Source organism: Heyndrickxia oleronia (assembly GCF_017809215.1).
Classification (GTDB): domain Bacteria; phylum Bacillota; class Bacilli; order Bacillales; family Bacillaceae_C; genus Heyndrickxia; species Heyndrickxia oleronia.
In genome coordinates this window covers 4,549,430-4,565,045 of the sequence record NZ_CP065424.1, presented here as the reverse complement: position 1 = coordinate 4,565,045, position 15,616 = coordinate 4,549,430, and the positions used below count along the sequence as shown (strand labels likewise).

Sequence of the window (15,616 nt, the reverse complement as noted above, 5' to 3'; positions counted from 1 at the left end):
ACAAATTTTCAATTAGCCCCATTAGGAATATGAAAGGTTATGCAAGTTCCTTCATCGGGTTTACTATGGATCTTGAGTCCTCTTCCATAAAGCTGCTTTAGTCTTCGGTCAACATTCTGTAGTCCTATACCGGTTCTTTTCTCCGAATAATCTTTTCTTATAAGGAGTTTCCTAACTTCTTCTTCGTTCATCCCTATTCCATTATCGATAATAGAAACCTCTGTATATTTAGCTTCTATTTTTATCCGAATGCATACCTCTCCGCCTTTTACTTTTTTTAGAATTCCATGCTTAACGGCATTTTCTACCAATGGCTGTATTGATAGGGGGGGAATAAATAGATCCGTTGTATGATCTAGCTCCCATTGTAACTTTAGTCGGTCACCGAAACGTGCTTTTTCGATAGATAAATAGGAATGCACCAATGATAGTTCATGTTCAAGAGGAACTAATGGGTCTGCATTTTGGAAATCAAAGCTTAAACGTAAATAATTGCTAAATTCATCTAGGAGCTCTTGCATTTTCGAAACGTCTATCATCCCAAGTGCAGCAATTGAATTCAGAGTGTTGAATAGGAAATGTGGTTTGATTTGTGATTGTAACCAAGCTCCTTCCATTCTAATTCGTTCCTCAATGGACAATTTGATTTTTGTTAATCCGTGTACTCTTGCCTTTAGTTCCCAAGAATCAACAGGTTTGGTTACATAATCATTTGCCCCAGATTGAAAGCCTGTTACTATATCTTCTGTTCGGGATCGGGCAGTTAATAATAGTACAGGTAGTTCAGAAATGGAAAAACGTTTCCTAATCATCTGAGTTAATTCATAACCTGATACTTGAGGCATCATAACATCTGAGATAACAAGATCAAATTGTTGAACCTCAAGCTTCTCCATTGCCTGACGGGCACTTGTTACTGTAGTAATATCAAATTCTTTTTCGCCGAGAATAGTAGTAAGTACGTTTAAGTTAATCGTGTCATCATCTACCGCTAGAATCCTTGGTTTCGAAAGGGAGATATTTTTTTCAGTAAATATTTGAGTTGCATGTGTTTCCTCTGCTGCTGCGATTGTATCCAGATGATCATTTACAAAGAATAAATTGCTGCTTTCCCCTTCATTATCCTCTTCTTTGAATAAAGGTAGGGTAAGAATGAAAGTGGAGCCTTTACCTGGAACTGAATGAGCGGTTATTGTCCCATTATGCAACTCGACTAATTCCTTACATATACTTAACCCTAAACCAATGCCACCACTATCCCTAAAATTATTGATGGATGCTTGCTCATAAGGTTGGAATATTTTTTGTAATGCTTCTGGCTCAATACCAATTCCAGTATCTTCAATATAAATCTGAGCCTTTCCGTTGGATAATGTTGCACGAACGGTTATGGAACCTTCATCTGTAAATTTTATCGCATTATGAATTAAATTAAATATTATTTGTATGAGTCTATTTTCATCAGCTTTAATTGGAGGAAATGTATTGCTAATACTCATTTGTAAGCGAACCGGTTTTCCTTCAACCATTTGTTTCGTCATATCGATAACGCCTATCACTACTGCTTGTAGATGAACCTTACTCATATGCAGTTGAATGGTTTTTTCTTTTAGTCTAGTAACATCAAGAATATCATTTAAAAGAAAAGACATTCGTTTACTTACATTTATTAATATTTTTAGACGATTTCTATGTTCATTACTGATAGAATGCACATTATCATCTAAGATTGACTGAATGATATTCATGATTACATATAATGGATTCCTAAGCTCATGTGAAGTATTGACTAAAAAGTCATCTTTTCGTTTATCCTCTAGCTGTAATCTATCTGCAAGCTGTTTCACTTCGGATGAAACTCGGAAAAACCGTTTAAACCAAAAAGCAGCAAAGCAAAGTAATGCTACTATCATGTCAAAGGGATAGTGCATCAATTCTATTGGAACATTCGTTTTGATAGTGGACCAAATAATATTGATCCCAATGCTTAAGCAAGCAAGAATTAGAAAGATAATTTCATCTATATCCGTTGTTGCTTTTCGTAAATTTATTGCAGGTATAAGAACAGAAAAAATTAATGCTGAGCTAAGCAACACTTTTGATGATTGTAAAATGAAATCTTGTGGTACTAGTATGACAAATAAAGAATACAGGACACAATAAGATATAAAAATGCGTAAAGCCCTTCTGTTGATGTATGAAGGGAATAATTGATTAATGACAAGTGGAATAAATGCACCGACACCAATATAAGATAAGAAAAGAATCTTAATTGACCACTTATAGTCGAAGGAAAACCATTTAAAGAGTAGTTTATCATCCGAAACAAGGACACTGAAAATAGCACATATGAGTAACAGTGAAAAATAGATTAATCCCTTATTTGGGGAAGGACCTATAAAATACAAAATAACTGCATACACACTATGTAATAATAAAACAACGCATAGTAAAAGCTGTAATCCTATTGATAAATAGTTTCGAAAATTGATTGCTTCCATCAGACCAAAACGAATGGGCTTAATGATTCCTCCCTTTTCTCTATTGCTTGAAACATGTATAAGCAATTCAATTTCCTTTTTCTCTGGGGTAAAGGATACTGAATATGGGATGTTTTTCCCTTTATGATCTTCAAGCGTATTTGCAGGTTGTCCAGTTTTCCCAATTAAATGTCCATTTACATATATAGCAGAAGCATTATTCAACTCACTTACTCGAAATCCAAAATCTTGTTTATGTTCGTCAAGCAAAATTCGAAGTCTATATGTGCCATAATGTAATGAATTCTTTTTATCATTCTCAAATAGTGCATCCCATTTTTGAGGTACATGTAAATAAACTTTTTTGCTTTTCTCTGCCTGTTCCTTTGTAGTGATAAAAGTGTTGGGGAAAAATTCCCACTCTCCGTTTAACTGAAGGGTTTTTCTGTCCGAAAACTTCCATCCGCGTAAATCTAAAATGCCATGATTTGCTGAAGGATTTTCTGGGAAGTCTAAACGTGTTAGAAAGCCTATCCATAATAAGCGAATTGCTGTTATTGAAATAAGAAATATAACGATAATTAAGGCCCATTTATATTTTTTTATTTGTTTCATTGCATTGATTCATTCCCCATGTCATATTCCATTTTTGTATAAAAAAGAATGAAAAGAACCATATTTATTAAATATTGTAATAAGATGATAGCATATAAATCTGTGATAATCCTATATTTACATAACTGGATATAATAATTAGGCTCTTTTATCAAACATTGTTGCTATTTAAGTAAAGTGTTTATTTATACATATCCAGTCGAACACGTTTCACCCCTTTATTTCACTGAGAAAAGAGCTACAATCTCAAAAGAACCGCTGAATCTTTTACCAAAGCAACGATCTCTGCAAAAACAGTCAATAATTATTAAAAAAGTCTTACTTTAATAGTTAAGAAGTTTTTTGTGTAAAAAAATAAGCATATTATAAAAATTTGGAAAAAACGTAAAGTTCATGTAAAGTTTAAATATAAGATAATTGAAGAATGGAGGTGAATAAAAAACGTAGTTAACTTAATTAATGCTTAGTGTTACTTCAATGTTTGATAGATGATTAAGTGAATATACTAATACACGAGGTAAGACGATGAGAGTATTATTGATTGATGATGAAGTACTTGCATTAAATGTATTAGCATCTATGTTAACTAAACTTGATGATATAGTAATTGTAGGAAAATATACAGACCCAGAGGTAGCTTATCAGGAATTATCCAGCTTGCAAGTAGATGTTATTTTGCTTGATATGGATATGGGGCCGATCCATGGCATTGGATTTGCTGAAAAGCTATTGGCAGAATATAGTCATCTTGAAATCATCTTTGTCACTGCCCACCCACAATTTGCCTTAGAAGCCTTCAATGTAAATGCCATCGATTATTTATTAAAACCTGTAAATATGCCACGGTTAAAAAAAGCAATGGAGAAAACGAAAGAAAAAATAGATTTATATTATGAAAAAAAAGCATCCTTGATAAGAACAAATTTAAAACTCTATGTCTATACTATGAATGGTTTTAGACTATTAGACTTCCAGAATAATGAAGTAAAGTGGCGAACAAGAAAGGTTAAAGAGCTATTTGTGTTTTTGTGGAATGATCGAGAAAGGAAAGTTCATAAAACAAATATTATCGAAGAATTATGGCCAGAAGTAGAGATAACGAAAGCAATCACCCTCCTTCATACAACAGTCTATCAATTACGTAAAACATTAAAGGAGATAGGTGCTCAAAACGCTATTAAATTAGTAAATGATCATTATCAATTAAATATTTCTATAAATAGCGATATAGAAGAGTTGGAAGCTATCATAAAATCAGGAGAGTTAACTCCAGTAACTATTGAACGAGTACTTGAACTTTATGAGGGCGACTATTTAGAAAAGGATGGCTATACATGGACTTTTCATGTTCAGCATCGGATTAAACAGTCTGTATTAAGTTTTTTAAATCAATATATTAATTTAGCAAAGAAAACTCAAATGCCCAGTGATCTAATTGAAAAATGTTTAGAAAAAATGCTGACCTTAGATATGTATAATGTCAATTTCATGTATCAGTTTATTGAGTACTATGGTAGAACCAATAACATCATAAAAATGAAGAAATTGTACGAGTGGATTGTTGAAATATTTGAAGTTGAATTAGGGATTTCTGTTCCTTCAAGATTAGTTCACTTGTATGAAAATTATATGAAATGATTCAAAAAACTGCTTATTTTATAACAAAATAGGCAGTTTTTTTCAATTTATGCTGAGTAATTAATGTAATTATCAATAAGTTCAGAATGAAAGGTTACTATTTCACCTGAAGGCTACTTAATCGACAGCAAAACGGATTTTGTTATCAAAGTTGATAAAGAAAAAACTCAAACAACGATCGAAAACAATAAGCTAATACATGCATTTAAGCTGAAAAAGGTAGATGCAAGTAATCCACTAATTGTATTAAAGGATGCAGTTTTTAAATTATTGTTTAAAGAGAACACTGCTGATAAATACACAGTAATAGAAGGAAAAGAACAATTAAAAACAGATGAAAATGGAGAAATTTATGTAGAAAAACTTACTCCAGGTCATTATCAATTAATTGAGGTAACAGCTCCTCCTGGTTATTTAGTTGATAAGACACCAGTTGAGTTTATCATTGAAAAGGATCAAATTAGTGTCCTGCAGCTAATAAAAACAAATAAGCACCAGCCTACTAATCCAGGTGGCCCGATTGATTCAGGAGATCCAAGTAAACCGGAAGATCCAAGCAAACCAGGGGATCCAAGCAAACCAGGAGATCCAAGTAAACCGGAAGATCCAAGCAAACCAGGGGATCCAAGCAAGCCAGGAGATCCAAGTAAACCGGAAGATCCAAGCAAACCAGGGGATCCAAGCAAGCCAGGAGATCCAAGTAAACCGGAAGATCCAAGCAAACCAGGGAATCCAAGCAAACCAGAAGATCCAAGTAAACCGGAAGATCCAAGCAATTCAGGAAAATCTAATAACTCAGGTAATCCGAATAACTCGAGGCATCCAAGTACTTCAGGAAAATTAAATGATTCAGATATAGGTAAAACCTTGCCATTAACTGGTGAAGAAGTTAGAACGAAACCACTTCTTTTTGGAATCACTTTAATTGTATTAGGGATATTGATCATGGGATACAGAAGAAAAAATAAGCAAATGTAAGAGAATAAAAGGCTATTGATTCGATTTTATGTTTCAATAGCTTTTTATTTTTGATTATTAATGGTCTGAAAAATGCCCCTAGGCTTTTTTTCTACATTATTGCTATAGGTAAAGTTTTAATGAAAGGCTGTTTTCGTATAGTCTGTTGCTTTTGTAAAAGCCCAATTACCGGCTTTTATGGTGATTGCAGCTCTTTTCTTAGTAGCCATCCTCAGTAGATAATTATTAGTTTTAACTTTACTTAAATAGCAATAATGTTTGAGAAAAGAGCCTAATGAAAAAAATATAGGTATCCTTTATTTTACTGGAAAAAAGAGCTGCACACTTAAAAGAACGGTTCTCAAAAAAACGAAAACAACTTTTTTTAAATATAAATTTACCATTATTTTCTTTTTTTATAATAAATGGACTGATTATACAGAAATTGTTCAGAAGCCTATGGTAACCTATCACCAGATTTGCTTAAAGGGGTATAAAGATAAGAGGGTGGAGAAAATATGAAGTAGCGGGAGGAATGGATAGGAATGAAGGAAAAATTAGATAAAGATTGGGTAAGCATGTTATTAGAGGCTAAGCAAATAGGATTGTCTATAGAGGAAATATCCAGGTTCTTTCAACAAAAATCCCTATCAAAGTATTTGTACCTAAATCAAGAAAAAGAAAATAAGGACCATTTAAGAAATAACTAATTTTACTTAAGAAGGATAGAGATTAATAAATGTATAGAGTGCTTTATAGTAAATTAATATGGTTGTTATCTTAAGGAGCTATTGACTAAAACCAAGGTTAATAGCTTTTTTTATTGCATTTTAATATTATTCGACAAAATCATGCAAAATTTGGAGAATGATAGCGTTTTCGAAAAAATATGCTATAATAATATCAGGCTATTTTCATCTGAATGGTTAAAATTTTGTTGCTTTTCAAATATAGTTTTAACTCTTAGGTTACGTTCTCTTTTTTTCAGCAATTCACAAAATTACCTAGTATTAAACAGTACATCTCTACTATATTACTAATTGCAACAGGTTTAAGAAAAGAGCCTTATATACAAAAAAATCATATATTAGTAAGGAGTAATCGCTATGTTGAAAGATCTTTTTATTGGTTTATCCCAAAATCAATTTCTGAATAGTGCAGCTAAAAAGTATGGGTTAAAACTGGGAGCACAAAATGTCGTAGCGGGGACGAATATAGAGGAGACAATCAAGAGTATTAAGGAGTTAAACGCTCACGGAATCTCTTGTACGGTTGATAACTTAGGTGAATTCGTTTATCAAAAAGAAGAGGCGACTGCAGCAAAAGAACAAATCATCGCAGTTATTGAAGCCATTCATGATAATAAAGTTGATGCACATATTTCTTTGAAACCAACACAATTAGGGTTGGATATAGATTATACATTTTGTTTAAATAACCTAGAAGAGATTGTCGCTAAAGCTAGTGATTATGACATTCATGTCAATATTGATATGGAGGACCATGGACATCTTCAACCATCTTTCGATATTTTAGATGAGCTTTCTAGTAAATATACTAATGTAGGAACGGTCATTCAGGCTTACTTTTATCGAGCAGAGGAAGATATTCAAAAATATAAAAATTACCGTCTGCGTATTGTTAAAGGAGCATACAAAGAGCCTGAGGATTATGCATATCAAGATAAAAAAGATATTGATAAAAACTTTATTAAATTAATTGAATATCATTTATTGCATGGTAAATTTACATCAATTGCTACCCATGATCATAATATAATTAACCATGTTAAAAAATTTGTTAAGGCAAATCAAATTCCTAATGATAAATTTGAATTTCAAATGCTATATGGATTTAGAAAAGACCTTCAATTACAACTAGCAAGTGAAGGCTATAATTTCTGTACTTATGTTCCTTTTGGTAATGACTGGTACGGTTATTTTATGAGACGTCTTGCGGAAAGACCACAGAATTTAAATCTTGTCGTTAAACAAGTATTTAATAAAAAAACAAACACCGTAATCGGTGTTGCTGCAGGCGCATTTTTACTTGGAAGATTATCTAAGAAGAAAAAGTAATCAAAACTAAAAAATATTATTAAAATAATTTCGAAGAGTCCGATTCCTAAGGGGAATTAGGCTCTTTTTTGTGTTTAGAAATATTCAATTTAGTTTTTCGACGATTTCTAGTGTGCCATCTTTCATGGATGGACTGCTTTTTATACTTAGTACAGGGAAAATAAATGTCCATGGCATACTTGTTTGTTGTTCCACGATCGGTATTGGCTGCTGAAAAGTATGCTCCGCAATGAGGTGATTATTTTCAATATATTGCAAGTTTTTATTATGAAATGAAAATGGATATTCGCTAAAGTTATGTACGAGAACAGTTATGAGTAGCTCACTTTTATGATTTATTGCTTGCCATATGGGAGTGAATTGAATGTCTTCTCTACTATTCATACTTGTACTAACAAAAATTTGTTCTATATAATTGCGATCCTTGGTAGATAGTGTTTTATCCCATGCAGATTCAAACATTAGCTTTTGCATATTGGCACCTCTTTCTTATAAGTATCCTTATATTAACATAATAGAGGCGGGATATCATAAGCAGAAATATTAAGTTTAGTTAAGTTCACACACTTTACACAGAATTTACTGTTAATTATAATTATTGCAAAAAAAGGAGGGGTATAGTGGAAAAGAGGATATCAAAAAAGATTCTTGTTGCAAGTTTAGTAGGAAGTTCAATTGAATGGTTTGACTATTTTTTGTATGGAACAGTAGCCGCGTTAGTATTTAATGAATTATTTTTTCATAGTGAGGATCCGACTGTCGGTTTAATGTTGGCCTATGCTTCTTTTGCATTATCTTTTTTTATTCGACCGCTTGGAGGAATTATTTTTAGTCATATTGGAGATAGAATAGGAAGAAAAAAAACACTGGTCCTAACTCTTTCATTAATGGGTGGTGGCACTGTACTCATGGGATTGCTCCCAACCTATAGTACGATCGGTGTTACTGCCCCAATATTATTAATCATTTTACGACTTATCCAAGGTTTAGGATTAGGTGGGGAGTGGGGAGGAGCACTGCTTCTTGCTGTAGAGTATGCTCCAAAAAATAAACGAGGATTTTTTGGAAGTATCCCTCAAATGGGGGTAACAATTGGAATGTTACTCGGTACCTTAGCCTTATCAATAATGACCCTACTTCCGGAAAATTCTTTTATGACGTGGGGGTGGCGTGTTCCATTTCTTTTGAGTGCTTTGTTAGTATTTTTTGGATTATGGATTCGTAAAGGGATCGATGAAACCCCTTCATTCAGGAAGGCCCAGGAAAAAGGGGAAATTGCAAAAATTCCTTTCATTGAAACCATTCGAACACATTGGAAGGAAGTATTAATCGCCGTCGGGGCAAAGGTAGTTGAGACAGCGCCATTCTATATTTTTGGAACGTTTATCGTTTCCTATGCAACGACACAATTAGGTTATTCTCGAACAGTAACATTAAATGCTGTTACCATAGCTACGATCATTACAACAATACTAATCCCATATATGGGGAGGCTATCAGATACGTTCGGACGAAAAAAACTTTATGTAATCGGAACTTGTTTGATGATTATATATGCTTTTCCGTACTTTTGGTTAATTCACCAGCATTCAGCTGTCTTGCTGATTGTAGCAACAGTGTTAGGTTTAGGGATTATATGGGCACCAATTACAGCTGTACTTGGGACAATGTTTTCTGAAATCTTTAAATCCAATGTCCGATATACAGGAATTACCTTAGGGTATCAAATTGGAGCCGCTGTGGCAGGAGGTACAGCTCCACTTGTTGCAACTGCATTATTAAAAGCATATAACAATTCATACGTACCGGTGGCACTATATATTATATTAGCTTCGATTATTTCACTGATTGCTATTTGGTCGGTACGTGATCGTAAAAATGAGGAATTGGACACGGAGGCAGCTTAGAAAAATGAAAAAGATCTCAAATACGTTATTTTTATAGTTAACGTTCTCTTTAGAAAGAAGGTATCCCATGCTTATATTATCAGAAAAAGAAATACGAACCTTGTATTCTATGGAAGACGCCATTCAAGATTTAGAAGAAGCATTATTGTTTTATAAAAAAGGAGAAATTATCAATCCAGAACGGACAGTAATTGAGTTTCCAACGAAACATGCTTCTGCACTCTATATGCCTAGTGCAATGGATCCAATAGGAAAAGCAGCTGTTAAGATTGTAACAATTTTTCCGCATAATCCATCTAAGGGTAAGAGTACAACACAAGGTGTTATCCTATTAAATGATACAAATAGCGGTGAGCCATTAGCTTGCTTAAACGCTTCCTATTTAACAAGGCTTCGAACTGGAGCAGTAAGTGGAATCGCAACAAAATACCTGGCAAAGGAAACGGCATCAACCGTGACCTTAATTGGCTGCGGTGCAATGGCAGAGAGCCAGCTTCAAGCAATTCTTTTCGTTAGAAATATTAAGGAAGTTTATCTTTTTAACCGAACAAAAATAAAGGCAGAACAATTTGCAGAAAAAATAAAGGATATAAGCCCATGGTATAAAGGAACAGTTTCAGTAGTGGAGGATGTAAATGAAGCTGTATCAAAATCTGATATTATTATTTGTAGTACTCGTTCAGAAACTCCAGTTTTCTTAGGTGAAGTATTAAAACCAGGCACTCATATAAATGGTGTGGGATCTTACCTTCCTCATATGCAAGAAGTAGATGTTAATACCCTATTAAAGTGCTCAAAAATCGTAGTTGATACTCTTGAGGGATCAAGGACGGAAGCTGGCGACTTTATTATTCCGGAGAGAGCTGGTCTTTGGAGCTTCTCAGAATTGCATGGTGAACTTGGTGATTTGGTTTCAAGGGATGCTACTGGTAGAGAAACTGATGAAGAAATTACTTTTTTTAAATCCGTGGGAATTGCCTATTTTGATCTTGCTGTTGCTGCAAATGTATATGAAAAAGCGGTAAGTAAAGGTATTGGAACACAAGTAGATATATGAGTTCTTTGTGCGATGTTCCTGTTAATGTTAATTAGGTTTTTATAAAGTAAGGAAAACTCGATGAAGCCTATTTGTTATCATCGAGTTTTTCATTATGTTTGTTAGCTTCTCCTTGAACAAATTTTAATGTTTGCAAACTAAATTCTTTGAATGGAGAATTTGGTAGTTCATTAAAGTTCTCCATAGCTTGATTTGCACTCAGCAGCGCTTGATCCCATTTTTTTAAATGGATATAGCAAAGAGCTTTGTATGAATCCTTTTCATAGAAGATGGCCAAGTCAAACGGGTGATGGGTATGCGATGGGACTTCAACTTTGTCCAACCAATCAATGGCTTCCCGGTAACGACCGAAACCGTACATGGCCTCACCCTTTGCGAGGTACATCCATGGTCCAAAGCTTTCTAATACCTCTTCATTAGACATATGCCTTTCTATAAGATCTAGTACCTTTGTATAGTCTTTTCTTTCTTTAATAAGATATATTAGCATCACTAAATCATGCGATAGAATGGATTGAATATCATCTGCAAAATCTCCATATTGTTTTAACTTCATTAAATAATAATTTATTCTTTCCTTATTATTTGACATCATTGCATGTGCGGAAGCTAATCGATATAAATCATCTATACGATAAAATGTTCTATATTTTTTTGAGATTTGAATGGCTCTTTCCATGACCTTTGTGGCAGTATTTAAATCATCCACAGCAAAATGTAATATGGCTTCATGATAATCAAGATCAAGCATTGTCATTGGATCGATATACGCATGCTGAGTTTCAAGTATCTTTCTTTCATTTAGCAGAATTTTTAAAGATTGTCTGTAATCATGTTCAGTGAATTTTACCATTGAACGAAAAATGCCTAAATTTGCTCGTCTTCCAGTAAGGTTTATTTGATCGTACATTTGTGCTGCTTTTTCAGAAAAACTTTGCCAGTCATCCCTCTTGTTAAAATAAAGACATCGGCAGTAAATATCTAATAATCGTGCTGACTCATATCCTTGATTTAAATTTGGGATATAGGGTTCAATTAGCTCGATCAACTGAATATATTTGTTAGGCAAATCTTCAGGTTTCCTATTGTATAGAGTTTCTGCTTGCTCAAGGATCTCTCTTAGTTCATGTACACTCATTTCTTCCAATAAATCAGCTGTCTCAACTCCAAGTCTTTCAGCTATATAGGCAAGACTTTCAATTGAAGGTTTCGCTTTATTATTTTCAATTAGGCTGAGCATCCCTTTAGTTAATCCTTCACCTGCAAGAGATTCAAGTGTCATCTTTTTTTGCTTTCTTAACTTTCTTATTCGTTCACCTAACATATTTTATTTATACACTCCTAAGTTGATAATAAGTTTAATTATATTAAACTTTAGATTGAAATGGAAGTGTGATCATGATATGATTTGTTTAATTAAATTAAACAAACGGGGGATATTTATGGAGGATCGGATCAAACTGCAGAGAGCAACATATCATTTATGGACATTCACGGTTAGTAAACTAATTTCGACATCCGGGGCACAGGTGTATTCGTTCGCCATTAGCTTTTATATTCTACAATTAACTGGCTCAGCTACTAGCTTTGCTACAAATCTATTATGTAATATACTACCGCGGACATTGGCAGCACCTTTTATTGGATATGTTGCTGATAATTACTCACGTAAAATTATAATCATTACATCTCAAATAGCTACTACACTTGCTATTGGTGGGCTTCTATTTATCAGTTTAACCTCTGGATTATCATTGATAGCCATCTATACTACAACCTGTATTTTATCAATCACTTCAACCTTCTCCGGAGTAACATTTACCTCGTCTATTACAGGCCTTGTTGATGAGGCGAGGATTCAGAAAGCAATGTCATTGAACCAAATGTCTGTTTCCTTTGCTTCTATTGGAAGTCCTGCAGTAGGAGGATTATTATATGGAAGTGTTTCAATGCCAGTTTTTCTTATTATTTATTTAATTGCTTCATTTATCGCAGTTCTCCTTGAAGCAACGATGAATTTTAATCTTTTTGCAAAACGAAAGACGAAAGTAGACGGAAGCACGAAGGAACCCCTATTGCAAAGTATGAAAGCAGGAATTCATTATTTAAAATTACAACCTATTATCATGACAATTATTTGGATATCATTACTTATTAACTTTTTATTTGGTGCATATGAAGTGGGATATTCATTTATACTTATTGAAAAGTTAAAAATCATATCACAGCACTTCGGTTTTACACAAGGAGCATTTGCGATTGGAATGCTATTGCTCTCAATATATTTTTCAATAGGAAAAGAAGTGAAATTTCCACTTCTGACATCTAAAAGAGGAATTATTGGAATGGGTATAGTTTTAAGTTCCATTGCCTTGCCGTTACTAATCTCCATGACATATGGATTTACGGTTCTCTATTATGTAATGATTATGTTTTGTTTTGGCTCTTTGATGATTACTGTTAATACGCCAATCCAAGTGATGTTGCAAAAGAAAATAGATGATGATTATAAAGGGCGTGTTTTTTCGATCCTTGAAACAATGGCAATGGCCTTGATGCCATTAGGAATGGTTCTTTATGGTTTTTTATATGATATTTTTCCGGCTCAATGGGTCTTGATTTTATCAAGCTTTCTTTTAATTAGTGTGGTTCTTATTTTGGCTCGACCATCTATAATAAAGAAAGCACATCCTGAATTGATAAAACATGTAAAAGGGAAAGCTAGAGCTGTTTCATAAGAAAATGGAAATCGGAGTTATCGATCCTATCGATAACTCCGATTTTATCCTTACATATTTTAAATAATATTCTTTGTCGATGAGCAGAATTAATTTTATTAAAAAGTATTGACAGGAGTAAAATGTAATAGTAATATAGTAAAAGTCGTTAAGATAGTTTGATTAGAAAAAGTGATTTCTAATACTATATTAATCTTTTAAAAAAAGATATTGACATAATGAAATGATAGTAGTATAATTTATAAATGTCGCTGGTTCAGCGAAATAAATTATTTCAAAAAAATAATTGACAACAAAAGGATTGAATGATAAAATGAAATCCTGCGTTAATGATTGATCTTTGAAAACTGAACAAAACGAAACGTCAATGAATTACTTTTATTTATAAGAGCTATATCAAACATCTTTTTGGAGAGTTTGATCCTGGCTCAGGACGAACGCTGGCGGCGTGCCTAATACATGCAAGTCGAGCGAATCTGATGGGAGCTTGCTCCCTGATGATTAGCGGCGGACGGGTGAGTAACACGTGGGTAACCTGCCTGTAAGACTGGGATAACTCCGGGAAACCGGGGCTAATACCGGATAACTTTTTTCTTCGCATGAGGGAGAATTGAAAGATGGCTTCGGCTATCACTTACAGATGGACCCGCGGCGCATTAGCTAGTTGGTGAGGTAACGGCTCACCAAGGCGACGATGCGTAGCCGACTTGAGAGGGTGATCGGCCACACTGGGACTGAGACACGGCCCAGACTCCTACGGGAGGCAGCAGTAGGGAATCTTCCGCAATGGACGAAAGTCTGACGGAGCAACGCCGCGTGAGTGATGAAGGTTTTCGGATCGTAAAACTCTGTTGTTAGGGAAGAACAAGTATCGTTCGAATAGGGCGGTACCTTGACGGTACCTAACCAGAAAGCCACGGCTAACTACGTGCCAGCAGCCGCGGTAATACGTAGGTGGCAAGCGTTGTCCGGAATTATTGGGCGTAAAGCGCGCGCAGGCGGTTTCTTAAGTCTGATGTGAAATCTTGCGGCTCAACCGCAAGCGGCCATTGGAAACTGGGAGACTTGAGTGCAGAAGAGGAGAGTGGAATTCCACGTGTAGCGGTGAAATGCGTAGAGATGTGGAGGAACACCAGTGGCGAAGGCGACTCTCTGGTCTGTAACTGACGCTGAGGCGCGAAAGCGTGGGGAGCGAACAGGATTAGATACCCTGGTAGTCCACGCCGTAAACGATGAGTGCTAAGTGTTAGAGGGTTTCCGCCCTTTAGTGCTGCAGCTAACGCATTAAGCACTCCGCCTGGGGAGTACGGCCGCAAGGCTGAAACTCAAAGGAATTGACGGGGGCCCGCACAAGCGGTGGAGCATGTGGTTTAATTCGAAGCAACGCGAAGAACCTTACCAGGTCTTGACATCCTCTTGACCTCCCTAGAGATAGGGATTTCCCTTCGGGGACAGGAGTGACAGGTGGTGCATGGTTGTCGTCAGCTCGTGTCGTGAGATGTTGGGTTAAGTCCCGCAACGAGCGCAACCCTTGACCTTAGTTGCCAGCATTCAGTTGGGCACTCTAAGGTGACTGCCGGTGACAAACCGGAGGAAGGTGGGGATGACGTCAAATCATCATGCCCCTTATGACCTGGGCTACACACGTGCTACAATGGATGGTACAAAGGGCTGCAAGACCGCGAGGTTTAGCCAATCCCATAAAACCATTCTCAGTTCGGATTGTAGGCTGCAACTCGCCTACATGAAGCCGGAATCGCTAGTAATCGCGGATCAGCATGCCGCGGTGAATACGTTCCCGGGCCTTGTACACACCGCCCGTCACACCACGAGAGTTTGTAACACCCGAAGTCGGTGAGGTAACCTTTTGGAGCCAGCCGCCGAAGGTGGGACAGATGATTGGGGTGAAGTCGTAACAAGGTAGCCGTATCGGAAGGTGCGGCTGGATCACCTCCTTTCTAAGGAATATGGAAAACCACTTACGTGGTTCAGACGTCTTCTGTTTTGTTCAGTTTTGAAAGGTTAATCCTTTCAATAGATATGTTTGTTCTTTGAAAACTAGATAATATAAGAAGTAACCAAGTAATAACCGAGAATCGCCACTTTATGGATGAATCCATTAAGTAGTTTTTAAACTGAAAGGGCA

The 15,616-nt window shown here is 35.4% G+C and carries 10 protein-coding genes and 1 rRNA gene; 8 read left to right on the top strand and 3 right to left on the bottom strand.

The features are described 5' to 3' along the window. Positions 1-8: 8 nt before the first annotated feature. Positions 9-3,095 carry a hybrid sensor histidine kinase/response regulator gene (locus I5818_RS22965; protein ID WP_078111348.1) on the bottom strand — a complete coding sequence of 1,029 codons (3,087 nt, stop codon included), beginning with the start codon at positions 3,093-3,095 and terminating at the stop codon, positions 9-11. A 525-nt stretch (positions 3,096-3,620) separates the two neighbouring features. Between I5818_RS22965 and I5818_RS22960 the strand changes: the two genes are divergently transcribed. The 4 genes from I5818_RS22960 to I5818_RS22945 all read left to right on the top strand — a co-directional run bounded on the left by I5818_RS22960 (position 3,621) and on the right by I5818_RS22945 (position 7,768). After that, complete coding sequence (locus I5818_RS22960; protein WP_071975423.1) at positions 3,621-4,733, top strand: response regulator; 1,113 nt, start codon at positions 3,621-3,623, stop codon at positions 4,731-4,733. 99 nt (positions 4,734-4,832) lie between these two features. After that, positions 4,833-5,711: an MSCRAMM family protein gene (locus I5818_RS22955; RefSeq protein ID WP_338075648.1), complete on the top strand. Its 879-nt coding sequence runs from the start codon at positions 4,833-4,835 to the stop codon at positions 5,709-5,711. Positions 5,712-6,235: 524 nt separating this feature from the next. Next, positions 6,236-6,400 (top strand): anti-repressor SinI family protein, encoded by a 165-nt coding sequence (locus tag I5818_RS22950; RefSeq protein ID WP_078111325.1) that lies wholly within the window; start codon positions 6,236-6,238, stop codon positions 6,398-6,400. A gap of 396 nt (positions 6,401-6,796) precedes the next feature. Further along, entirely contained in the window at positions 6,797-7,768 is a 972-nt protein-coding gene (locus I5818_RS22945; protein WP_058004580.1) for a proline dehydrogenase family protein, read from the top strand. Positions 7,769-7,852: 84 nt separating this feature from the next. On the opposite strand, the gene I5818_RS22940 is transcribed toward I5818_RS22945, so the two are convergent. Next, entirely contained in the window at positions 7,853-8,242 is a 390-nt protein-coding gene (locus tag I5818_RS22940) for an SLAP domain-containing protein (protein WP_209391824.1), read from the bottom strand. A gap of 146 nt (positions 8,243-8,388) precedes the next feature. On the opposite strand from I5818_RS22940, the gene I5818_RS22935 reads away from it, so the two are divergent. Both I5818_RS22935 and I5818_RS22930 read left to right on the top strand, forming a co-directional pair. Then, positions 8,389-9,675 (top strand): MFS transporter, encoded by a 1,287-nt coding sequence (locus tag I5818_RS22935; protein WP_058004582.1) that lies wholly within the window; start codon positions 8,389-8,391, stop codon positions 9,673-9,675. A gap of 67 nt (positions 9,676-9,742) precedes the next feature. Next, positions 9,743-10,732: an ornithine cyclodeaminase family protein gene (locus I5818_RS22930; protein ID WP_071975419.1), complete on the top strand. Its 990-nt coding sequence runs from the start codon at positions 9,743-9,745 to the stop codon at positions 10,730-10,732. 67 nt (positions 10,733-10,799) lie between these two features. Here the strand turns inward: I5818_RS22930 and I5818_RS22925 are convergent, their stop codons facing one another. Beyond that, the gene (locus tag I5818_RS22925) at positions 10,800-12,056 is read right to left on the bottom strand and encodes a helix-turn-helix domain-containing protein (protein ID WP_071975418.1); all 1,257 of its coding nucleotides are present in this window, start codon (positions 12,054-12,056) and stop codon (positions 10,800-10,802) included. Positions 12,057-12,174: 118 nt separating this feature from the next. Between I5818_RS22925 and I5818_RS22920 the strand changes: the two genes are divergently transcribed. Next, positions 12,175-13,470, top strand: coding sequence for an MFS transporter (locus I5818_RS22920; RefSeq protein WP_078111352.1), 1,296 nt, complete (start codon positions 12,175-12,177; stop codon positions 13,468-13,470). A 405-nt stretch (positions 13,471-13,875) separates the two neighbouring features. Further along, a 16S ribosomal RNA gene (locus tag I5818_RS22915) occupies positions 13,876-15,428 on the top strand. Positions 15,429-15,616: the final 188 nt, after the last annotated feature.

Coding starts and splice junctions, on each gene's coding strand:
- I5818_RS22965 (WP_078111348.1), bottom strand. CDS start 3,095: ATGAAACAAATAAAAAAATATAAATGGGCCTTAATTATCGTTATATTT.
- I5818_RS22960 (WP_071975423.1), top strand. CDS start 3,621: ATGAGAGTATTATTGATTGATGATGAAGTACTTGCATTAAATGTATTA.
- I5818_RS22950 (WP_078111325.1), top strand. CDS start 6,236: ATGAAGGAAAAATTAGATAAAGATTGGGTAAGCATGTTATTAGAGGCT.
- I5818_RS22945 (WP_058004580.1), top strand. CDS start 6,797: ATGTTGAAAGATCTTTTTATTGGTTTATCCCAAAATCAATTTCTGAAT.
- I5818_RS22940 (WP_209391824.1), bottom strand. CDS start 8,242: ATGCAAAAGCTAATGTTTGAATCTGCATGGGATAAAACACTATCTACC.
- I5818_RS22930 (WP_071975419.1), top strand. CDS start 9,743: ATGCTTATATTATCAGAAAAAGAAATACGAACCTTGTATTCTATGGAA.
- I5818_RS22925 (WP_071975418.1), bottom strand. CDS start 12,056: ATGTTAGGTGAACGAATAAGAAAGTTAAGAAAGCAAAAAAAGATGACA.
- I5818_RS22920 (WP_078111352.1), top strand. CDS start 12,175: ATGGAGGATCGGATCAAACTGCAGAGAGCAACATATCATTTATGGACA.